The sequence below is a fragment of the Roseomonas rosulenta genome (assembly GCF_016106005.1).
In the GTDB taxonomy this organism is placed as follows: domain Bacteria; phylum Pseudomonadota; class Alphaproteobacteria; order Acetobacterales; family Acetobacteraceae; genus Neoroseomonas; species Neoroseomonas rosulenta.
Genome location: NZ_JACADR010000061.1, coordinates 1 through 20526 on the forward strand (window position 1 = coordinate 1; position 20526 = coordinate 20526).

23 protein-coding genes are annotated in these 20526 nt (G+C 72.2%); 14 read left to right on the top strand and 9 right to left on the bottom strand.

Annotation, left to right across the window (positions count from 1 at the left end):
• The coding region (locus HW578_RS10140) for a helix-turn-helix transcriptional regulator (RefSeq protein ID WP_198370441.1) at positions 1-446 on the top strand (446 nt) is incomplete at its 5' end.
• 23 nt (positions 447-469) lie between these two features.
• The gene (locus tag HW578_RS10145; protein WP_198370442.1) at positions 470-1609 is read left to right on the top strand and encodes a helix-turn-helix transcriptional regulator; all 1140 of its coding nucleotides are present in this window, start codon (positions 470-472) and stop codon (positions 1607-1609) included.
• A gap of 45 nt (positions 1610-1654) precedes the next feature.
• On the opposite strand, the gene HW578_RS10150 is transcribed toward HW578_RS10145, so the two are convergent.
• Positions 1655-2362, bottom strand: a complete 708-nt coding sequence (locus HW578_RS10150; RefSeq protein ID WP_198370443.1) for a hypothetical protein — start codon at positions 2360-2362, stop codon at positions 1655-1657.
• Between the two features lie 412 nt (positions 2363-2774).
• Here HW578_RS10150 and HW578_RS10155 point away from each other — a divergent pair, with 412 nt between their 5' ends.
• Positions 2775-3947, top strand: coding sequence for a hypothetical protein (locus HW578_RS10155; protein ID WP_198370444.1), 1173 nt, complete (start codon positions 2775-2777; stop codon positions 3945-3947).
• Between the two features lie 20 nt (positions 3948-3967).
• Here the strand turns inward: HW578_RS10155 and HW578_RS10160 are convergent, their stop codons facing one another.
• Genes HW578_RS10160 through HW578_RS10170 form a run of 3 tightly spaced genes read right to left on the bottom strand, consistent with a single transcriptional unit; the run spans position 3968 to position 5913 of the window.
• Positions 3968-4885, bottom strand: a complete 918-nt coding sequence (locus tag HW578_RS10160; protein ID WP_198370445.1) for a bifunctional riboflavin kinase/FAD synthetase — start codon at positions 4883-4885, stop codon at positions 3968-3970.
• Positions 4882-5463, bottom strand: coding sequence for an LOG family protein (locus HW578_RS10165; protein WP_198370446.1), 582 nt, complete (start codon positions 5461-5463; stop codon positions 4882-4884). Before HW578_RS10165 ends, HW578_RS10160 begins: the two co-directional genes overlap by 4 nt.
• Before the next feature lie 3 nt (positions 5464-5466).
• Complete coding sequence (locus HW578_RS10170; RefSeq protein ID WP_198370447.1) at positions 5467-5913, bottom strand: MaoC family dehydratase; 447 nt, start codon at positions 5911-5913, stop codon at positions 5467-5469.
• A gap of 118 nt (positions 5914-6031) precedes the next feature.
• On the opposite strand from HW578_RS10170, the gene HW578_RS10175 reads away from it, so the two are divergent.
• The gene (locus HW578_RS10175) at positions 6032-7159 is read left to right on the top strand and encodes a M20 family metallopeptidase (RefSeq protein WP_198370448.1); all 1128 of its coding nucleotides are present in this window, start codon (positions 6032-6034) and stop codon (positions 7157-7159) included.
• Positions 7160-7166: 7 nt separating this feature from the next.
• On the opposite strand, the gene HW578_RS10180 is transcribed toward HW578_RS10175, so the two are convergent.
• Positions 7167-7778 carry a LysE family transporter gene (locus HW578_RS10180; RefSeq protein WP_198370449.1) on the bottom strand — a complete coding sequence of 204 codons (612 nt, stop codon included), beginning with the start codon at positions 7776-7778 and terminating at the stop codon, positions 7167-7169.
• A gap of 160 nt (positions 7779-7938) precedes the next feature.
• On the opposite strand from HW578_RS10180, the gene HW578_RS10185 reads away from it, so the two are divergent.
• Genes HW578_RS10185 through HW578_RS10195 form a run of 3 tightly spaced genes read left to right on the top strand, consistent with a single transcriptional unit; the run spans position 7939 to position 9909 of the window.
• Positions 7939-8286, top strand: a complete 348-nt coding sequence (locus HW578_RS10185) for a YnfA family protein (protein ID WP_232478854.1) — start codon at positions 7939-7941, stop codon at positions 8284-8286.
• Positions 8287-8297: 11 nt separating this feature from the next.
• Positions 8298-8978: an SDR family NAD(P)-dependent oxidoreductase gene (locus HW578_RS10190; protein ID WP_232478855.1), complete on the top strand. Its 681-nt coding sequence runs from the start codon at positions 8298-8300 to the stop codon at positions 8976-8978.
• Between the two features lie 43 nt (positions 8979-9021).
• Complete coding sequence (locus tag HW578_RS10195) at positions 9022-9909, top strand: MBL fold metallo-hydrolase (protein ID WP_198370451.1); 888 nt, start codon at positions 9022-9024, stop codon at positions 9907-9909.
• 66 nt (positions 9910-9975) lie between these two features.
• Here HW578_RS10195 and HW578_RS10200 read toward each other — a convergent pair whose 3' ends face one another.
• The 4 genes from HW578_RS10200 to HW578_RS10215 all read right to left on the bottom strand — a co-directional run bounded on the left by HW578_RS10200 (position 9976) and on the right by HW578_RS10215 (position 14085).
• On the bottom strand, positions 9976-12234 hold the full coding sequence (locus tag HW578_RS10200; RefSeq protein ID WP_198370452.1) for a xanthine dehydrogenase family protein molybdopterin-binding subunit: 2259 nt from the start codon (positions 12232-12234) through the stop codon (positions 9976-9978).
• A complete protein-coding gene (locus HW578_RS10205; protein WP_198370453.1) occupies positions 12234-12713 on the bottom strand; it encodes a (2Fe-2S)-binding protein in 480 nt (159 codons plus the stop codon). Before HW578_RS10205 ends, HW578_RS10200 begins: the two co-directional genes overlap by 1 nt.
• A gap of 4 nt (positions 12714-12717) precedes the next feature.
• Positions 12718-13587 carry an FAD binding domain-containing protein gene (locus HW578_RS10210; protein WP_198370454.1) on the bottom strand — a complete coding sequence of 290 codons (870 nt, stop codon included), beginning with the start codon at positions 13585-13587 and terminating at the stop codon, positions 12718-12720.
• 153 nt (positions 13588-13740) lie between these two features.
• Entirely contained in the window at positions 13741-14085 is a 345-nt protein-coding gene (locus HW578_RS10215; protein ID WP_198370455.1) for an ArsR/SmtB family transcription factor, read from the bottom strand.
• 113 nt (positions 14086-14198) lie between these two features.
• Here HW578_RS10215 and HW578_RS10220 point away from each other — a divergent pair, with 113 nt between their 5' ends.
• The 7 genes from HW578_RS10220 (at position 14199) to atzD (ending at position 20502) form a co-directional block, all read left to right on the top strand.
• The gene (locus tag HW578_RS10220; RefSeq protein WP_198370456.1) at positions 14199-14900 is read left to right on the top strand and encodes a GntR family transcriptional regulator; all 702 of its coding nucleotides are present in this window, start codon (positions 14199-14201) and stop codon (positions 14898-14900) included.
• A gap of 134 nt (positions 14901-15034) precedes the next feature.
• Positions 15035-16390 (top strand): allophanate hydrolase, encoded by a 1356-nt coding sequence (gene atzF / locus HW578_RS10225; protein ID WP_232478856.1) that lies wholly within the window; start codon positions 15035-15037, stop codon positions 16388-16390.
• Positions 16387-16791: an allophanate hydrolase-related protein gene (locus HW578_RS27795; protein ID WP_232478857.1), complete on the top strand. Its 405-nt coding sequence runs from the start codon at positions 16387-16389 to the stop codon at positions 16789-16791. The genes atzF and HW578_RS27795 overlap by 4 nt, the downstream gene beginning before the upstream one ends.
• Before the next feature lie 12 nt (positions 16792-16803).
• Positions 16804-17757 carry an ABC transporter substrate-binding protein gene (locus tag HW578_RS10230; RefSeq protein ID WP_198370457.1) on the top strand — a complete coding sequence of 318 codons (954 nt, stop codon included), beginning with the start codon at positions 16804-16806 and terminating at the stop codon, positions 17755-17757.
• Between the two features lie 54 nt (positions 17758-17811).
• A complete protein-coding gene (locus tag HW578_RS10235; RefSeq protein ID WP_198370458.1) occupies positions 17812-18657 on the top strand; it encodes an ABC transporter permease in 846 nt (281 codons plus the stop codon).
• Complete coding sequence (locus HW578_RS10240) at positions 18650-19423, top strand: ABC transporter ATP-binding protein (RefSeq protein ID WP_198370459.1); 774 nt, start codon at positions 18650-18652, stop codon at positions 19421-19423. The genes HW578_RS10235 and HW578_RS10240 overlap by 8 nt, the downstream gene beginning before the upstream one ends.
• Positions 19420-20502 (top strand): cyanuric acid amidohydrolase, encoded by a 1083-nt coding sequence (gene atzD / locus HW578_RS10245; protein ID WP_198370460.1) that lies wholly within the window; start codon positions 19420-19422, stop codon positions 20500-20502. Before HW578_RS10240 ends, atzD begins: the two co-directional genes overlap by 4 nt.
• Positions 20503-20526: the final 24 nt, after the last annotated feature.

Genomic DNA, 20526 nt, shown 5'->3' on the forward strand with positions numbered 1-20526 from the left:
AGACGGCGGCGCTGCGCGCGGCGATCGACAAGGCGGGCCGCGACGAGGCGCAGCTCGGCGCCACCGGCCTCGGCCTGCCCCTGCGCGCAGCGGATGGCGCCACGGCCCTGGCCCACGTCTTGCCGCTGGCGCGGCGCGATCGGCGGCGGCGCCTGGTGCAGGGCGCCACCGCGGCGGTCTTCGTGGCGGCGCAGGAGGACGCGCGCACGCCGGGGCTCGACGTGTTCATCCGGGCCTTCCGGCTGTCGCCGGCGGAGGGACGGGTCCTGTCACGGCTGGTCGCCGGGGACGGCCCGGCCGAGGCGGCGGCCGCGCTGGGCATCGGCGTGACCACGGCCAAGACGCATCTCGCGCGGATGCTTGGCAAGACCGGCACCGCGCGCCAGGCCGACCTGCGCGCGCTGGTGGCGCGGCTGTGCCCGCCGGTGCGCAGCGCAGCCGGGTGATGCGGCCAGGAGGAGAGGACAGGATGGCCGAACTGATGACCGAGGACCTCTCCGACCTGATCGGTGCGATCTACGACTGCGCCGTCGATCCCGCGCTCTGGCCCGCGACCATCGGGCGCATCTGCGGCGTGCTGCGCTGCGTGGCGAGCCAGCTCTATCTGTTCGACCGCGCGGCCGGGCGGAACATCTTTGCCAGCGGCTGGGGCGAAGCGCCGGAAGCGACGCGCAGGATCGTAGAGGACTACGCCGCCGACGCCGCGGCGCTGCAATCGGCAACGCTGGCGCGCTGGTCGGGCGACATGGACGACCCGATGGTGCTGTCGCGCGACGTGCCGGTGGAATTCGCCACCTCGCGCGCCACGATCGAATGGGCGCGGCCGCTCGGCTACTGCGACGGCATCACGGCAGTGGTGCTGCAGGACGGCTCGCGCATCGGCTTCCTGGCCGCGACGCGGCACGACAGCGTCGGGCTCGTCACCGAGCGCGAGGTCGCATTGATGCGGCTCATTGCGCCGCATGTCCGCCGCGCCGTAGCGATCGGCAGCCTGCTCGACATGCGCGCGCTGCACGCCGCGACGCTGGCAGCCACGCTCGACAAGGTCGCCACGCCAATCGGCATCGTCGATTCAGGCGGGACCGTGCTGCACGCGAATGCCGCAGCGCACGAGATGTTCGCCGCCCAAGGCCCGGCGCGGCTCCTGGACGGCCGGCTCACCGCCCGCGCGCCGGGCGCGACGGCCGCGCTGCGGGGCGCAATCGGCCGCGCGACGGAGGCGGATGGCGCGATCGGCCGGCAGGGGATCGGCGTGCCGCTGGGCGACCCGCTGGACTCTCCGGCGCTGGCGCATGTCCTGCCGCTGGCACGCGGCGAGGTGCGCCGCGGCCTCGTCTCGGAGGCGGCGGCAGCGGTCTTCGTGACCGACGCGGCGCGCCGGACGGTGCCCGACCTTGCTGCCGTCGCCGCGCAATTCGCGCTGACGCCGGCGGAGACACGGCTGCTCGCGCTGCTCGCCGGGGGCGCAGCCCTGGCCGACGCGGCGGCCGCACTCGGCATCGCCGGGACTACGGCGAAGACGCACCTGGCGCGCATCTTCTCCAAGACCGGCACGACGCGGCAGGCGGAGCTGGTGGCGCTGGCGCTGCAACTGGCACGGCCGGGCTGACGCCGTGGCCGCCACCGCCGAGGGCCATCCCGTGCGCCGGCGGCGTCATGGCCCGTGTCGGAGCGCGGTGCGGCGCGGCTCGGCGCCGAGCGCCGCGATGCAGGTGGGAGCACTCGCCGCACCCCACCCTACGCCGGACCGGGCAAGCGCCGCACAGAGCAGGCCGAGCCTCTCATCGGAACGCTCCGCCGCCGCCTGCGGCCCGCCGCGTCGCGCCGCCGGCGCCCCATCGCCGAGCGCAAGCGCGGCGGCAAAACGCGGCGTATCCTGTCCGAGCCGGGCGGCGGCCTCTCCCTCCTCCCCCGCGGCCAGGGCGATGGCGCTGCCTGGTCCGTAGCCGATCGCGACGACGAGGCCGCCGCCTGCCTCCTGCCGGGCGGCGACAAGGCCACCGAAGAGCATGTCCAGCGCATCGGGGGCGCCGGGCGACTGGCTCGCCCCGGGTGCGTCCTCGACACAGACAGCCGGGGTGCCCGGCGAAACCGCAAGCACCGCAGCATTCTCCAGGAACAGGGTGGCGACCAGCGGGTCGCGCGTCGCGTCGCGCAGGGGCTCGTCCGTCAGCAGGACGACGACGGCATCACCGGTCCGCCAGGCCGGGGGCAGGTTGATGCGCGCCTTCCTGGTGCATCCGGCCTCCCCCGCGACGCCGCGGGGCGTCAGGTGAACCTGCATGACGGCGGCGAGCTCTGCCGCCGGGACGGGCGCGGCGAGCGCGGTGCCGAGCGCCGCGAGGATCGGAATCCGTCCCATGCTGATCCTCCTGCCAAGCGGAGGCCCGGGCTCACGGCGCGACGGCGCGCGTCGGCTCCGCTGCCAACGCCCTGCGCGCAGGGCCCAGACAGGCCATGCCTGGCGTGAGCAGTGCCAGGAGGCAAAGTGTCATGACGGCGGCGCGATGTCCGGGCATGGGCTGGGCTTCCTTCCATCAGGTTGCGGGCGTGGAGGGCCTGCCGCGCCGACCACGCAACGAAGCTGAGCCGCATCGGGAATTGGCCGCATCATCCGAACGGATGATGCGCCTGGTTCGTTCTGACAGAATAATGTGGGCCGGCTCCAGCGACGGAACCGGCGTTCGGCGATGTGTGCTGACCGGGCGAAGGACGTGTCCTCGCCCGCGTGGGGGGCGGCCGATGCCGTGGCGCGGAAGCTGCGGAGGCGGACGATGTCGCACGAGATGGTCCTGTCCCTGACCGAGGAGATCTACGATGCCGCCTCCGGCGGCGGTGACTGGCGCAGCGTGGGCATCCGCCTGCAGGCGCTGCTGGGGGCGCATTCCGGCGCGATCATGGTGGGCGATCCCGCCGCCGGAGCCATGGAGATCCTGCATCACGAGGGCGTCCCGCTCGAAGCCGTCGAGGCCTATCGCCGGCACTACCGCAAGGTGGACCTCTGGACGACGCGCGCGGCCCAGCTTGCGCTGCGCGGCCGCGCGCGCGTCCTGGTCAGCGGCGAGATGCTCGTGCCGGACGAGGAGTTCCTGCGCAGCGAGTTCTGGAACGATTTCGCCCGTCCGCTCGGGATGCGCTGGGTGGTCGGAACCGTGGCGCCGCTGGGTGCGGCCGGGATGATGCCGGTCGGGCTGCACAGGCCGCCGGGACGTCCGGGCTTCGGCGCCGAGGAGCGGAGGCTTCTCGGTGCCGTGCTGCCGCACCTTTCACGCGCGCTGCAGCTTCGCCATCGCCTCGGGCTCGCCGTGTCTCCGGCGCTCGGCGCGCTGGACGCCCTGCCGCTCGGCGTTCTGGTGCTCGACGCGGAATGCCGCGTGCTCGTCGCCAATCGCGTCGCGGAGATGCTGGGCCGCGCGGGCCGGTCGCTGCGCCTCGTGCGGACGGCCGAGCCCGGTACTGCCGGGCGGACGGTCGCGCTGGCACTGCGGCGAGAGGAACGCGACGCGATGCTCGGCCTGGTGCGCCGCACGGCGCTTGCGGGCGCCGCCGGGGGCGCGCTGCGGCTGCGCGATGCCGACGGTCAGCCCAATCTCGCGGTTCTCGTGGCGCCGCTCCCGCGTCGGCTGCGCGTCGACCTGATTGCCTCCACAGGTCGCGTGCCGGGCCAGGCGCTCGTGCTGCTGCGCGACCTCTCGGCGCCGCCGCCCATCCCGGCCGCGTCCGTGCTGCGCGAGCTGTTCGGGCTGACGGCGTCGGAGGCGGCCGTGGCCCGAGCGGTCGCGACGATGTCGGGGCGTGGCCTCGGCGCCGCGGCGGCAGCCTGCGGCATCGCCGAGGCGACGCTGAAGACGCACCTGTCGCGTATCTTCGCAAAGACCGGGGCGGCCGGGCAGGCGGACCTGGTGCGGCTGCTCGCGGGCCTGACGATGCTGCCGCCGGAGCCGTGAGGGCCGGCGCGCGCGACCTCTCACCCCAGCGCCGCGCGCGCCTGGCGTGCATCCTCGGCGATCGCCGCCTTCAGCTCCTCGAGGTCGGCGAATTTCGCGTCCGGGCGCAGGAAGCGCACGAGGCGCACGCCGATCTCCTGGCCATAGAGGTCGCCCTCGAAGTCGAAGATGTAGGTCTCGAGCCGCGTCTGCGGATCGCCGCCGAGCGTCGGGCGGCGGCCGACATTCGCCACGCCCTTCGCCTCGCGCCCGTCGGGCAGCGCGACGGTCACGGCATACACGCCGCGCGCCGGCTCGAGATGCCGGCCGAGCCACATGTTCGCCGTCGGCCAGCCGAGCACGCGGCCGAGCTTGTCGCCATGCACCACCTCGCCGCGGATCTCCCAGGGCCGGCCGAGCTTCTCGGCGGCGCGGTCGGGGTAGCCGTCCTGGAGCAGGCGGCGGATGCGGGAGGAGGAGACCGCCTCGTTGCCATGGTGCAGCGGCGGCACGATGGTCAGGCCCATGCCGCGTGCCTCGGCCTCGCGCTGCAGGAGGGCGACGTCGCCGCCGCGGCGGTGGCCGAAGGCGAAATCCGGCCCGCAGGCGAGATGCTTCGCGCCCAGGCCGTGATGCAGCACCTGCTCGACGAAGTCCTCCGCCGACATCGCGGCCAGCGCATCGTCGAAGGGCAGCGCGAAGACATGCGCAGCGCCCGCGGCGGCCAGCGCGGCCGCCTTGGCCGGCAGCAGGGTCAGGCGGAAGGGCGGGTCGTCGGGGCGGAAATGCTCGCGCGGATGGGGTTCGAAGGTCAGCGCGGCGAGCGGTAGGTCGGGCCGTGCGGCATGTGCGGCGCGCAGCACCGCGACGTGGCCGAGATGCACCCCGTCGAGGTTGCCGAGCGCGATGGTGGCGCCGCGCGCCGCCTCCGGAATGCCGGTCCAGCCGTTGACGATCATGCCTCGCCCGGCCTCAGCCAGCGCGGCACGTCGGGGGCCGCGAAACCCTCCAGCGCATCGAGCGCCGCCGCGCCGTCCGGCGCCAGCATCGCCATGCGCCGCATGTCGGGCTTCAGAAGGCCTTCCGCCACCATGTGGTCCAGCATTTCCATCTGGCGCGACCAGAAACCCAGCGTATCGACGAAGGCCACGCCCTTGCGGTGGATGCCGAGCTGCAGCCAGGTCAGCGCCTCGACCGCTTCCTCGAGCGTGCCATAACCGCCGGGCAGCACGACGAAGCCGTCCGACATTTCGGCCATCATCGCCTTGCGCTCGTGCATCGAGGCCACGACGCGCAGGTCCGGCAGGTCGCGGTTGCCGGCCTCGCGCATCACCAGGCCATGCGGGATGATGCCCGTCACCTCGGCGCCGGCGGCGAGTGCCGCGCGCGAGACGATGCCCATCAGCCCGACCGCCCCGCCGCCGAACACCAGGCCGAGCCCGCGCGCGGCGATGGCGCGGCCCAGCGCCTCGGCTGCCTGCGCATACTCGGGCCGCGCGCCGGCCGCCGAGCCGCAGAAGACGCAGACGCGGCGCATGCGCTATTCCGCCGCCGCGCGCGCCTGGCTGGCCCGGGAGGGGACGGAGACATAGGCCTCGCCCTCCAGCACCGGCTCGCCCTTCACGGTGCAGACAGTGCGCAGCGTGGCGCGGTGCTTGTCGGGGTGCAGGGCCATCACCTCGACCGTGGCGGTCACCGTCTCGCCGATCTTCACCGGCGCGCGGAACTTCAACGACTGGGACATGTAGATGGTGCCCGGACCCGGCAGCTGCGTGCCCAGCACCTTGGTGATCAGCCCCGCCGCCAGCATCCCGTGCGCGATGCGTTCCTTGAAGATGGTGGTCGCGGCGTATTCGGCGTCGAGGTGCATCGGGTTGGTGTCCCCGGTCACCGCCGCGAACAGCACGATGTCGGCTTCCGTCACGGTCTTGGAGAACTTGGCGGTCAGGCCGACGGTCAGGTCCTCGAAGAAGTAGAGCTCGGGCATGGGCGGTCCGGTCCCCTTTTGTGCGCTGCGGCAGGGTCGTTACCGGGGCCGCCCGGGATGGACAAGCGAAAACCCGGCTGCCAGAAGCCGGGGCCTTCCCGCACCGAGGAGCAAGACCATGCCGCGGACCGATATCGGCACCTCCGAACGCCTGCTGGACGAATTGCGCGGCTGGGTCGAGCACGAGACGCCGACCACCGACGCGGCGGCGGTGAACGGGCTGATCGGCAGGGCCGAGGCCGAGCTGCAGGCCGTGGGCGCCGCCATCGAGCGCATCCCCGGCACGGATGGCTACGGGGACACGCTGGTCGCGCGCACGCCGGGCGAGGGCGCGCCGGTGGTCGTCGCCGGCCATCTGGATACGGTGTGGGACCACGGCACGCTGGCATCCTCGATGCCCTGGCGCGTCGATGGCGCCAAGGCGCATGGCCCCGGCATCTACGACATGAAGGCCGGGTCCTTCTTCGCCTTCCATTCCGTGCGCGAGATCCTGCGCCAGAAGGTGCCGACGAAGCGCCCCATCATCCTGCTGCTCACACCCGACGAGGAAGTGGGCAGCCCGACCTCCCGCGCGCCGATCGAGCGCGCGGCCCAGGGCGCACGAGCGGTGCTGATCCCGGAGCCGGCCGGCATCGGCGGGTCCTGCGTGACGGCGCGCAAGGGCGTGGGGCGCTTCGTGATGAACGTCCACGGCGTTTCCGCCCATGCCGGCGGCAACTGGCAGGACGGGCGCAGCGCGGTGGTCGCACTCGCGCGGAAGATCCTGGAGATCCACGCGCTGACCGACCTCGCCGGCGGCACCACCACGAATGTCGCGCCGATCTGGGGCGGCACGCGGCCCAATGTCGTGCCGCCCGAGGCCGGATGCGAGATCGACTGCCGCGTCACCAGCATCCCGGAGGGCAAGCGGATCGAGCGCATCATCCTCGGCATGGCCGGCGAGGCGGACGGCATCCGCATCGAGGTCACCGGCGGGATGAACCGCCCGCCCATGGTCGAGACGCCCGAGATCGCCGCGCTGCACGAGATGGCCCGCGGCATCGCCGCGCGGCACGGCTACGACCTGCCGAAGATGCACCGGGGCGGCGGGTCGGACGGCAACTTCACCGCGGCCATGGGCGTGCCGACGCTCGATGGCCTCGGCTGCACCGGCGCCGGCGCGCATGCGCCCTTCGAGCACATCCTGTGGCAGGACCTGGCACCGCGCTGCGCGACGCTGTGCGAACTACTCGAGACGATCGACTGATCAGCCGTCAGGCGCCGGCGGCACGGACCAGGCAGAACAGCCCTGCCGCCGCGATGGCGGCCCCTGCCAGGGCACGCATCGCGATGCGGCAGCGCCGCGCCGGCGGAACCGCGCCGAGCCGCGCCGCCGCCAGGGCATAGCCGCCATAGACGACCAGTCCCGTGGTGGCGTAGGCCGCGGCGGGCGTCGCGACCCATGGCCACGCCAGCTCGTCCCCATCCGAGACCGCGACCGCCACCGAAGTGAGGAATGGCAGGGAAATCGGGTTGGAGGCGATGATCCCGATCCCCGCGATGGCCGCACCGATCCGGCTGCCGGCGAAACGTGGCGGCGCCGCGCGGTCGGCGGCGCGCAGCATGGCGCGCAGACCGATCAGCAGGAGCACCGCGCCGGCCACCCCCTGCATTGCCAGCATCCGGCCGGCCTGCGCGCGCACCACCGCGCCTGCCGAGACGCTCGCCGTCAGCAGCGCGGCCTGGCCCAGCACCAGGCCCGTGATCGCAGCCGCCGCCAGCCGCACTCCGCCGAACAGCGCGCAGCCCACCACATGCGCGACCGCGGGGCCGGGCGCGGCGACCACCAGGACCGCCATTCCCAGGAAGGCGAGTGGATCAACCACTTGCGAACTCCCGTTCACCGGTGGGGCACGCGCAGCCGTGCCGCGAGCACTCGCCACATCGGGTGACGGGGAAGGACACCGCCGGGCGCCGGGATGTCCCGAAAGCCTCCCGAAAATCTTCCGAAGCACCGTCGCGACGATAGGATGGCGGCCCTTCGACATGGCCATGAGACAGGAAGCGATGCGGGTCTGGGGCGTCTATGCGGCAGCCGCGGCGGCGGAGATCGGCGGATGCTACGCCGTCTGGGCGGTGCTGCGGCTGGGGCAGAGCGCCTGGTGGTGCGTGCCGGGGCTGCTGCTGCTCGCGCTGTTCGCCTCGCTGCTCACGCTGGTCGAATCCACCGCAGCCGGGCGCGCTTTCGCCGCCTATGGCGGTGTCTACATCCTCGCCTCGCTGGCATGGATGTGGGGCATGGAGGGGCTGCGACCGGACCGCTGGGACGTGATCGGCGCGGCATTGTGCATCGCCGGCGCGGCCATCATCCTGCTGGCGCCAAGAACGGCATGACGGAGGCAGCGATGGCCAAGGCCCTGATCATCGGCGCGGGGGATGGGCTCTCGGCCGCGCTGGCCCGGCGGCTGGCGCGGCAGGGCTACGCCATCGCGCTCGCGGCGCGCAACATCGCCAAGCTCGATGCGCTGGTGGCCGAGACCGGCGCCGCAGCCCATGCCTGCGACGCGGCCTCGGAAGCGGACATCAGCAGTCTGTTCGACGCCGAGGGCGATGCCGAGGTGGTGGTCTACAACCCGTCCTTCCGCACCCGCGGCCCGATCACGGACCTGGCGCCCGCCGATGTGCAGCGCGCGCTCCAGGTCTGCGCCTTCGGCGCCTTCCTGGCGGCGCAGCAGGCGGCGCGGCGGATGCTTCCTCGCGTCAAGGCTGGCGGGTCGGGCACCATCCTGCTGACCGGCGCTTCGGCCGGGGTGAAGGGCTATCCGCAGTCGGCACCCTTCGCCATGGGCAAGTTCGCGCTGCGCGGCCTGGCGCAGTCGCTGGCGCGCGAACTGCACCCGCAGGGCATCCATGTCGCGCATGTCGTGGTGGATGGCGGTATCCGCTCCGCCCGCCGCCCCGACACGGGCGCCGACACGCTGCTCGACCCCGATGCGATCGCCGAGACCTACCTCCACCTGATCCGCCAGCACCGGTCCTGCTGGGCCTGGGAGGTCGAGGTCAGGCCGTGGGTGGAACGCTTCTGACCCGCCACCCGTTCCGTGGCATGATGCGCCGTGGAGGTCGCCCATGAGCCAGCCCGCCCCCGCAATCCGCGCCTTCTTCGACGAACCGACCAACACCGTCTCCTACCTGGTGTGGGATACGGCCACGAAGCGCGGCGCCGTCATTGACCCGGTGCTCGACTGGGATAACCGCTCCGGCACCGCCGACACCGCCTTCGCCGACCGTATGCTGGCGGCTGCGGCCGAGAACGGCGTCGCCATCGACTGGGTGCTGGAAACCCACGCCCATGCCGACCACCTCACGGCTGCGCCCTACATCAAGGCGCGCACCCGCGCGCCGATCGGCATCGGCGAGCACATCCGCGAGGTGCAGGCGATCTTCCGCCCGGTCTTCCACGCCGACGACGTGAAGCCCGGCGGCGGTGACTTCGACCGCCTGTTCCAGGACGCCGAGCACTTCGCCATCGGCACCCTCGATGTCGAGGTGATCCATACGCCGGGCCACACCCCGGCCTGCATCGCCTACAAGATCGGCGACGACGTCTTCGTCGGCGACACGCTGTTCATGCACGACTACGGCACCGCGCGCGCCGACTTCCCGGGGGGCAATGCCCGCACGCTGTTCCGGTCCATGAAGCGCCTGCTGGCGCTGCCGCCGCACACCCGGCTGTGGATGTGCCACGACTACAAGGCGCCAGGCCGCGACCAGTTCGCCTGGCAATCCACCGTGGCCGAGCAGCGCGCCCACAACCCGCATGTGAAGGACGGCACCACGGAAGACGAATTCGTCGCCTTCCGCACGAAGCGCGACTCAACGCTGTCCGCACCGCTGCTGCTGCTGCCGGCGATCCAAGTGAATATCCGCGCGGGACGGTTTCCGCCGGCGGAGAGCAACGGGGTGCGCTACCTGATGGTGCCGGTCACGGCACGCAACGCCGCTGCTGTGGAGTAACCCGAGGGGGCGCCGCCCCCCCGGACTTCCCCGCCAGGGGGCGACGGCCCCCTGGACCGCGAAGACTCAGACCGCCTCTTCGAGGCGGGCCGAGACCTTCGGCGGGGACATGGGCAGCTCGTAGAAACGCACGCCGAGTGCGTCGTGCACGGCGTTCGCGATGGCGGCGAGCGGCGGGACGATCGGCGCCTCGCCAACGCCACGCACACCCTGAGGGTGCTTCGGGTTCGGGATCTCGAGCATCACGGGCTCGATCATCGGCACGTCGGAGCACACCGGCATGCGGTAGTCGAGGAAGGCGGCGTTATCGACGCGGCCCTTCGCATCGTACAGGTATTCCTCGCTCAGCGCCCAGCCGATGCCCTGCACAACGCCGCCCTGGATCTGGCCCTCGACATAGGCCGGATGCAGCGCGCGCCCGACATCCTGCGCGGCCGTGTAGCGCAGCACCCGCACGATGCCGAGATCCACGTCGACCTCGACATCCACGCAATGCGTGGCGAAGCCCGGATCGGCGCCGGTGGTGTTGAGCTGCACCTGCGTGCCGATCGGCCCGCCCATCTCGTTCGCCTTGGCCGCGAGTTCCTTGAGCGACAGCGGCGGGAACTTGCCGGCGTTGTCGCCGGCTGGCAGCGCCATGCCGTCCTGCCACTTCACCGCTTCGGCATCGATGTTCCAGATCTTCGCGGCGCGGGCGCGCAGGTCACCGATCACCTTCTCGGTCGCCGAGGTCGCGACCAGCGCCGACGCAAACGTCACGCGGCTGCCGCCCGTGAGGTTCGAGAAGCCGATGGTCTGCGTATCGCCGATCATGACGTTGACCCGCGCATGGTCCACGCCGAGCAACTCGGCGACCACGTTCGAGATCGATGCGCGCGATCCGCCCACATCGGGGTGGCCGGTCGTGACCAGCACGTTGCCGTCCTCGGTGATGTTGACCTGCACGGAGCTCTCGCCGCCGGCATTGTACCAGAAGCCCGAGGCCACGCCGCGGCCGCGCTTGACACCCGGGCGCGGGTTCTTGTCCATCGGCGCGCTGTAATGCGGGTGGTGCCTGATGGCCTCCACCGTCTCCTTGAAGGTCACGGCGCCGAAGGTCGGGCCATAGATCGCCTTGTCGCCGGCCTTGGCGGAGTTCTTCAGCCGCATCTCCAGCGGATCGAGGCCCAGCTTCTCCGCGATCTCATCCAGCACGCATTCCGTGGCGAAGGCGCCAAGCGGGGCGCCAGGCGCGCGATACGCCGCGACCTTCGACCGGTTCGACACGACGTCGTAGCCGACCGAGAGCACGTTCGGGATCGCGTACTGCGCGAAGGAACACCCGACCGGCCCGCGCAGCGGGGAACCGGGCAACCCGCCCGCCTGCAGGTAGAAGGTGCCCTTGGCGGCAACGATCGTGCCGTCCTTCTTCGCGCCGATCTTGACGGTGGACAGCGATCCCGGCGCCGGGCCGGTCGCGCGCTGCACCTCCTCGCGCGTCATCACCATCTTGACCGGGCGGCCGGACTTCTTCGACAGCATCACCGCCACGGGCTCGAGGTAGATGATTGTCTTGCCGCCGAAGCCGCCACCGATCTCGGCGGGAATGGCGCGGATGTCGCTCTGCGGGATGCCCGTCAGCAGCGAGGTCATGGCGCGCACCATGAACTGCCCCTGCGAGGACGACCAGATCGTCACCCGTCCGTCCGCGGCATAGGACACGGTGCAGGCATGCGGTTCGATGTAGCCCTGGTGCACCGGGCGCGTCTTGAAGCTGCGCTCGATGACGATGTCGGCCTCGGCGAAGCCTGCCTCCACGTCGCCGGTCTTGAGCACCATGGTGCCGGCGATGTTCGACGGCTTCCCCTCGAACTGGTTCCATTCATGCAGGATCGGCGCGTCGGGCTTGATCGCGTCCTCGATCTCGATGACGTGCGGCAGGACCTCGTAGTCCACCTCGATCAGGCTGCACGCATGCGCCGCCACTTCCTCGCTGATCGCGGCGACGGCCGCGACCGCATGGCCATGGAACAGCGCCTTCTCCCGCGCCATCACGTTGCGGCACATCCAGCGCATGTCCTGGATGCCGAGCATGACCGACTTGTCGAGCGGGAACTCGACGATGTCCTTCGCCGTCACCACCGCCTTCACGCCGGGCAGCGCTTCGGCCTTCGAGGTGTCGATGGACCGGATCCGCGCATGGGCGTGCGGGCTGCGCAGCAGCTTGCCCCAGACCATGCCGGGCATGACATTGTCGGCGCTGTACTGCGCGCGGCCGGTCACCTTGTCGGCGCCGTCGGGGCGGATCGTGTTCTTGCCGATCCACTTGTTGGACATCTCGTTCATCAGGCGGCCCCCCTCATCTCGGCAGCGGTTTCCAGCACGGCGCGCACGATCTTGTCGTAGCCGGTGCAGCGGCAGAGGTTGCCGGCCAGGCCGAAGCGCACCTCCTCCTCAGTCGGGTTCGGGTTCTTCTCGAGCAGCGCGCGCGAGGCCATCAGCATTCCCGGCGTGCAGATGCCGCATTGCAGCGCCGCCATTTCCAGGAACTTCTGCTGCAGCGGGTGCAGGTGGTCGCCCTTGGCCATGCCCTCGATGGTGCCGATCTCATGGCCTTCGGATTCCACCGCCAGCATCAGGCAGGCGCAGACCAGGCGGCCATCGACGGTGATGGAACAGGCGCCGCAATCGCCCGTGCCGCAGCCCTCCTTGGTGCCGGTGAGGCCGAGCGGCCCACGCAGCGCATCCAGCATCGAGGCGGAGGGGTCGCAGAGGAACTCGACCGGTTCGCCATTGACCGAGGTGGTGACGTGCAGTTTCGACATGGTCTCAGTTCCCCCCGGCGCGCTGCGCGGCGATCGCGGCGGCGCGCTTCAGCAGCACGCCGGCGACCTTGGTGCGATAGACGATGGTGCCGCGCTTGTCGTTGATCGGCTTGCAGGCGGCGCGGCAGGCGGCGGCGGCGGCTTCCAGCGCGGCGTCCTCCAGGCGAGATCCGACCAGCGCCTTCGCCGCATCCTCGACAAGCAGCACGGTGGGTGCCACGGCACCCAGGCCCACGCGCGCGGCGGTGACCACGCCGCCCGCCATGGTCAGGTTCACGCCGCAGCCCACCACCGCGATGTCCATCTCGGTGCGCGGGATCATGCGCAAATAGGCGTCGCCAGACCCGGCCGGCCGCGGCGGCAGGGTGAAGGAGACGACGATCTCGCCCGGCTGCAGGGTGGTGCGCCCCGGCCCGGCCGGCACCGCCTCCACCGGCATGGAGCGCCGCCCTTTCGGCCCCTGCACCGTCACCACCGCGCCGGCCGCGATCATGGCCGGCACGCTGTCGCCGGCCGGCGAGCCGTTGCACAGGTTGCCACCCGGCGAGGCGCGCCCCTGCACCTGCTTCGACCCGATGAGGTTGATCGCCTCCAGCACACCCGGCCACACCTTGCCAAAGCGCGGGTGCTCGGCCAGCACCGCGGCCGGCACCGCGGCGCCAATGCGGAAGCCACCATCCGCGGTCTGCTCGACCGATGTCATCTCCGCGATTTTCTTGATGTCGATGATGGTGCCGGGCTTCGCAACACCGTTGCGCATCTGCACCAGCAGGTCGGTCCCGCCAGCCAGGATGCGCGCCGCGCCGGCCGCCGCGGCGAAGGCGCCCACGGCCTCGTCCAGCGTGCGCGGCGCCAGGTATCGGATGTCTGTCATGCGTGATTCCCATTCCCCGGGCCGCCCGGTCGTGCCGAGGGGCCTCATTCTTCCAGCGGGTGCGCCCTGCGCACCGGACGGGGGAAGGCTAGTCCGGCCCGCGCCGTCGCGGTAGCCCCGCCGGGCGGGGTGCGAGCTTGCGGGGCGCCGGGCTCAGTTCTCCGGCGGGCAGAAGATCTCCTGCAGCGTCGCCATGATGCGTGCCACGCGCGGGTCGGCGATGCGGTAGTGGATGGTGGTGCCCGCGCGGCGCGTCGCGACCAGCCCGTCCTCGCGCAGCTTCGCCAGGTGCTGCGACATGGCCGGCTGCGACAGCCCGGCCCGGGTCGCGAGCCGGCCGACCGGCGCCTCGCCCTCGACGATCAGGGTGCAGAGCACCATCAGTCGCCGCTCGCTCGCGAGCAGCCGGAGCATGGACGCCGCCGCGGCGGCGTGTTCCTCCATGGCTGCGGCCGCGGCGCGACGCGTCGCCGGCGGGTCCTCGATCACGGTCGGCATTCCAGGGCATCTCCGGCGTGCTGCAAGGTGTTCTTCTAAGTCATGTCGTTGCATTCGCCAGTCAAGACGGCAGATCGCGGGTGCAACGGCACGTCGCGTGCAAGCTCCGCCGCATGAGCCGAGGCCCCCACCAGGTCCCATCGCAACGCCCGGCCGGGCGCGCCCCCACGCGCGCCGAGGCGCTGGCCGCCCTCCTGGCCGAGCAGATCACCGTCGGGCACATCGCCCCCGGCGCCGCGCTCGAGGAGGAACGCCTTGCCGCGGCGCATGGCGTCTCCCGCACCCCGGTGCGCGAGGCGCTGCGGCTGCTGGCCGCCACCGGCCTGGTGGAGCACCGCCCGCACCGGGTGGCCGTGGTGGCGCGCCCGGAACCCGGACGGCTGGCGGAAATGTTCCAGGCCATGGCCGAGCTCGAGGCGGTCTGCGCCACCCTGTGCGCCGGTGCCATGTCGCGCGCCGACAAGGCGCGCCTGGCCGACCGCCACGCCGCGATGGCCGCGCTGGTCGAGGCCGGCGCGCTCGACAGCTACCGCGATGCCAACGTGGCCTTCCACGAGGCGCTCTATGCCGGCGCGGGCAATGGCTACCTGGCGGAACTGGCGGGCGCCACGCGCCGCCGCCTCGCCCCGTTCCGCGCGGCGCAGCTGGGCGGGGGGGATCGCCTCGCGGCCTCCCATGCCGAGCACGGGGCGATCGTCGGCGCCATCCTGGCCGGCGACGGCGCGGCGGCCGCTGCGGCGGTGCGCGCCCATCTGGCGGCGACCGAGGGGGCCTGGGGGATGATGGCCGGGCATCCGCCGGCGCGCCTGGGCTGAGGGCAGCGGCGCGGCGCGCGCCTGCTCCGGCGGCAGCGGCATGCCGTATCGCTCAAATTGTATGCAGGCCTGTATACAGGCTGGCGGACGCGGGCCGCGAGCGGTCCGGCACGCGAATTGCTGCACCCTGCCGCATGACCGTCCCGACGGACATCGCCGACCTGCCCTTCACGCGCGCCGCGCTGCACGCCGCCTATGCCGCCGGGCTCACGCCGGGCGCGGTGGTGGTGGAAGCGCACCGGCGCATCGCCGCGGCGGCGGATCCGGGCATCTTCCTCGACCTGACGCCGCCGGAGGGCCTGGCGGATGCCTTGCCGGCCTTCGACCCTGTGCGCTTCCCGCTCTGGGGCCTGCCGGTCGCGGTGAAGGACAACATCGCCGTCGCGGGCCGGCCGATGACCGCGGCCTGCCCGGCCTTCTCCCACGTGCCGGCCGAGGACGCAGAAGCGGTCCGTCGCCTGCGGGCCGCCGGGGCGCTCGTGCTCGGCAAGGCGAACCTCGACCAGTTCGCGACGGGGCTGGTGGGCGTGCGCACGCCCTACCCCGCGCCGCGCAACGCTGTCGCGCCGGATCGCGTGCCGGGTGGCTCGTCCTCCGGCTCGGCGGTGGCGGTGGCGCGCGGGATCGTGGCCCTCGCCCTGGGCACGGACACCGCCGGCTCGGGGCGCGTGCCCGCGGCGCTGAACGGGATCGTCGGGCTGAAGCCCTCGCTTGGCGCCGTCTCGACGCGCGGCGTCGTGCCGGCCTGCCGCAGCCTCGACTGCGTGTCGGTCTTCGCGCCCTCGGTCGAGGATGCCTGGGCCTGCTTCCGGGTGCTGGCCGGCGAGGACCGCGCCGATCCCTTCTCCCGCCCGATTGCCTGGGTCGAGCCCGGCGCGGCGCCGGCGCGCATCGCCATCCCCGCCCCTGCCGACCTGCACCTGGACGACGGCCCCGCGCGCGCCGCCTGGGCCGCCACCCGCGCCCTGCTGCCCGGCGCGCAGGAGGCCGCGATCACCCCGCTGCTGGAGACCGCGCAGCTTCTCTACGACGGCCCCTGGGTGGCCGAACGTGCCGCCGCCTTCGGCGATTTCGCCGCAGCGCACCCCGGCGCCCTGCATCCGGTGACGGAGGCGATCATCGCCACCGCGTCACGCTTCACCGCGGTGGACGCCTTCCGCGGGATGTATCGCCTGGCCGGGCATCGCCGCGCGGCGGAGGATTTCTTCGCCCGCTTCGATGTCCTGGCGGTGCCTTCCGTGCCGAACTTCCCGACCCTGGCGGAGCTCGAGGCCGACCCGTTCGGCCCGAATGCGCGGCTGGGCACCTACACCAACTTCGTGAACCTGCTGGACCTCGCGGCTCTCGCCGTGCCGGGCCCCGCGCGGCCGGACGGGCTGCCCGCCGGCATCACGCTGATCGGCCCGCGCGGGTCGGATGCCGCGCTTGCCGCGCTGGGCGCGGCCTTCGCCGCGCGCGTCGCGGAACAGGGAAAGGCGCGCGCCGCATGATCGAGATCACCGTCGTCGGCGCGCACCTGACCGGCCTGGCGCTGAACCACGAGCTGGTCGGCCATGGCGGCAGCTTCCTGCGCGCCGTCGGCACGAAGCCCTGCTACCGGCTCTTCGCCCTGGCCGGCGGGCCGCCGCGCCGGCCCGGCCTGCTGCGCGTGCCGGGGCGCGAGGGCGCTTCGATCGCCGCCGAGGTCTGGTCGCTGCCCGATGACGGCTTCGGCCGCTTCGTCGCCGGCATTCCCGCGCCGCTGTGCATCGGCACGCTGCAGCTCAACGACGGCACCATCCCCAAGGGCTTCCTGGTGGAACCCGAGGGCCTGGTCGGCGCCGAGGACATCACCCGCTTCGGCGGCTGGCGCGGCTACCTGGCCGCGATCGCCGCCCCCACCCCCGCCTGAAGGAGAATGCCGATGATCCGCCGTCGCCACCTGCTCGCCGCCGCTGCCGCCGTCCCGGTGGTTGCGCCGCATGTCGCCAACGCGCAGGCCGCGCGCACCGTGAAGGTGGGCTCGCTGCGCCTGATCCATTCGATGCCGCCGCATTTCTACCAGCGCTTCGCGCCCGCCGGCATGACCATCGAGATCATCACCTTCGACAGCCCGACGGATGGCAAGAACGCCGTCGTCACGCGCAGTGTCGATGTCGGTGGCTTCGGCATCGCCGCCGGCACGCTGGGTGCGGCTGCGGGCGAACCGGTGGTGGTGATCGGCGCCTTCTCCAACCGCGGCATGGGCGTGGTGGCGAAGACCGGGTCGGGCATCACCGACATCGCCGGGCTGCGCGGCAAGCGCGTGGGCATCTGGCCGGGCTCGACGCAGGAGGTCTTCATCCTCGAGCGCCTGCGCCAGTCCGGCATGACCGTGCGCGACATCACTGCCGTGCGCGTGCCCTTCGGCGAGATGCACGCCATGCTGAGCCGCGGCGATATCGACGCCTATGTCGGCGCCGAACCCGGCCCTGGCCTGTCCATCACCTCCGGCGTCGGCACGCTGGTGGAATACCCCTACGGCACGCCCATGGGCGGGCTGAACATGATCCTCGCCACCAGCGAGGCGCTGATCGCCCAGGACCCGGCGCTGCTGCGCACGCTGGTCGGCATCCATCGCCGCGCCACCGAATACATGATGGCGAACCTGCCGGAGGTGGCCGAGGCCACCGTGCGCATCCTGGGCGCGCCGCGCGCCGCGGTGGACCACGCCTTCGCCGCCGAAAACATCCAGTACGCCTGGCGGCTCGACGAGACCACGCTCACCCAGGCGCGGCTCTATGCGCAGCAGATGCTCGAGATGCGCCAGATCCGCCAGCTGCCGGACTTCGCGAAGTTCCTCAACCCGCGCTTCTCGAACGAAGTCGCCACCTCGTGATGCGCCGCGCCGGCGGTGGCAGCCGCCGGCGCATCCCTTCCGCCAGGAGCCGCCATGAGCGCCACCACCGCCGCCGCGCCGGCTGAACCCGCGACCGCGCGCGTGCGCGTCAGCCTCTGGCAGCGCGTGCGCGGCACGGTGCTGGCCTCGATCGTGCCGCTGCTGCTGCTGGCCTTCTGGCATTATGCGGTGAAGGCGGGGATGACGCGGCTGATCCCCTCGCCCGCCGACGTCGCCGAATACATGGTGGATTTCGCCTGGGGCGGCATCTGGGACGATGCCTTCTCGCGCACGCTGCACATCCACCTGCTGGCCTCGATGTCGCGGGTCTATGGCGGCTTCGCGCTGGCGGCCATCATCGCCGTGCCGCTCGGCATCCTGATCGGACGCAACGACACCATTCGCGCGCTGCTCGACCCCTTCCTGCAGCTGATGCGGCCGATCCCGGTCACGGCCTGGCTGCCGCTGTCGATGATCCTGTTCGGGCTGGGGCCGCGATCGGCCTTCTTCCTGGTCTTCCTCGGCGCCTTCTATCCCATCCTGCTGAACACGGTGTTCGGCGTGCGCAGCGTCGAGAAGCGACTGTTCGAGGCTGCGTCGATGCTGGGCTGCTCGCCCTCGGCGCAATTCACCAAGGTGGTGCTGCCGGCGGCGCTTCCGTCCATCTTCACCGGGCTTCGGCTGGGGCTCGGCCTCGCCTGGTTCGTCATCGTGGTGGGCGAGATGACCGGCGTGCCGCAGGGCCTGGGCGCCGTCATCATGGACGGGCGGACCCTGTCGCGCACCGAGCTCGTGATCTGCGGCATGATCGTGATCGGCATCGCCGGCTTCCTGTCGGACCGTGTGGTCGTGATAGTGATGAACCGCCTGCTGCGCTGGAGCCCGTCCCACCATGGCTGAACTCCCGATTCTCGACCTGCGCGGCGTGGGCAAGATCTACGAGCTCAACGGCCAGAAGATCGAGGCGCTGCGCGACGCCAGCCTGGTCGTGACCAAGGGCGAGTTCGTCTGCCTGATCGGTGCCTCGGGCTGCGGCAAATCCACCCTGCTGCGCATCGTGGCGGGCTTCGAACCACCCAGCTCCGGCCAGGCGCTGATGTGGGACAAGCCGGTCGGCGGCCCCGCACCCGACCGCGGCATGGTCTTCCAAGACTACGGCCTGTTCCCCTGGCTGACGGTGCGCCAGAACATCGGCTTCGGTCCCTCCTCCCGCGGGCTGCCGCGCGCCGAGGTGCGCGACACGGTGGAACGCTTCGTCTCCATGGTGGGGCTGAGCCGCTTCGCCGATGCCTATCCGCACCAGCTCTCGGGCGGCATGAAGCAGCGCGTCGCGATCGCCCGCGTGCTGGCGAACGACGCCGAGGTGGTGCTGATGGACGAACCCTTCGGCGCCCTGGATGCCATGACGCGCGAACGCCTGCAGGACGAATTGCTCGACATCTGGCAGCGCACGAAGCTGACCGTGCTGTTCGTCACACACTCCATCGAGGAAGCGATCTTCCTCGCCGACCGCGTCGTGGTGATGGAACCTGGCCCCGGTCGCATCGCCAGCGAGCACATGATCACCCTGCCGCGCCCACGCGACGTCGCCTCGCCGGAATTCAACGAGGTGCGGCGCGATCTTTCCGCCCGGCTGCACAGCCACCACGCCCGCAAGGCCGCATGACCCGGATCGCCTCGGTGCAACGGGTGGCGATGCGCCACCCGGGCGATGTCGCGGGCGTGGCCGGGCTGCTGGATGGCGGCCTCGACCCGCGCGACATCGTCGCCATCCTCGGCAAGACCGAGGGCAATGGCTGCGTCAACGACTTCACTCGCGCCTATGCCGTGCAGGCGCTGTGCGTGATGCTGGCCGGGCGGCTGGCGACAACGCCCGAGGATGTGGCGGCGCGGATCGCCATGGTGATGTCCGGCGGAACCGAAGGCGGCTTGTCACCCCACTTCATCGTGGTGTCGGTCGCGGAGACGGATGCACCGCCGATCGGCGCGCTCGCCATCGGCACCGCCTTCACGCGCGACTTCGCACCGGAGGAGATCGGCCGCATGGCGCAGGTCGAGGCGACGGCGTCCGCGGTGCGCGCGGCCATCGCGCAGGCCGCCATCGACGATGTGCATTACGTCCAGGTGAAGTGCCCGCTGCTGACCAGCGAACGCATCGCCGCCGCGCGTGCGCCGGTCGCGACGCACGACACCTATGCGTCCATGGGCCTGTCGCGCGGCGCCTCGGCGCTCGGCGTCGCGCTGGCGCTGGGCGAGGTCGCCGCCGTGACCGATGACGCCATCGGCGCCGATACGTCGCTGTTCTCCGGCGTCGCCTCCTGCTCCGCCGGCGTCGAACTGACCCGCAACGAGATCATCGTCTTCGGCAATTCGCCCGCCTGGGCCGGCGACCTGCGCATCGCCCATGCCGTCATGCAGGACGGCATCGACCTGCCCGCCATCCACGCCGCGCTGCACGGCGCGGGGCTCGATCACGGCGGCGGGCAACTCGCCCCCGACCAGGCCACGCGCCTGGTCGCGCTGCTCGCCAAGGCCGAGCCCTCCACCACCGGCCGCATCCGCGGCAACAGGCACATCATGAACGACGACAGCGACATCAACGCCACCCGCCACGCCCGCGCCCTGGTCGGCGGCGTGGCCGCGGCCGCCAGCGGCCGCACCGACCTGTTCATCTCCGGCGGCGCCGAGCACCAGGGCCCCGACGGCGGCGGCCCGGTCGCCGTCATCGCGCGCCGGGCGTCGTGACCATGCAGCCGCGCGACCGCCTGC